Annotated in this window: 1 protein-coding gene; it reads right to left on the reverse strand. The window is 38.3% G+C overall.

Features of this window, described 5'->3' with window-relative positions:
• Nucleotides 1–155: 155 nt before the first annotated feature.
• Nucleotides 156–509, reverse strand: a 354-nt coding sequence (locus AC1DUW_RS32240; RefSeq protein ID WP_477644640.1) for a glycoside hydrolase family 3 C-terminal domain-containing protein, incomplete at its 5' end; no start/stop codon positions are given.

Raw genomic sequence — 509 nt, forward strand, 5'->3', positions numbered from 1 at the left:
ACATCCTTCTCTTCTTTTAAAAGAACTTCAATACCAGGCCTGACCTTTTGTTTTTTCTTTTCCTTATCGGCAGTAACACTTTTAGAGGAAACTATACTAAAGGTCAACAGACAAATGGTGAATATAATAAGAATTCTTTTCATTGTGTTTCCCCTCTACTTTTTAATAGGCTTGCCTGATTTAATATCTAATCCATACCCAAATTTATATAGGCTTTCGGATGGTTTTGTCACCGATGGAATATCTACTGGCAACGTCCCTCTCGGTTTTGATTCTCCAAAGATCGTCGCGATGCCTGCCGGTATATTTGGCTGCCTATACCGCCCATTTGAATATCCTTTAAATCCGTATACAGCCATCACGGCTTTTGCTTCTTCAAAATTGGCAACATCATAAGGGTTTCTTACACTCATTAACACAAACCCTTTATCTTTTTTCTGTGCATATTTCATTGCCGCTCTTGGAAAGGCTGTTGCCCACTTGCTTGAATCTTGAATACTGTCATCAAT

The organism is Peribacillus sp. P4_C12, assembly GCF_056402095.1.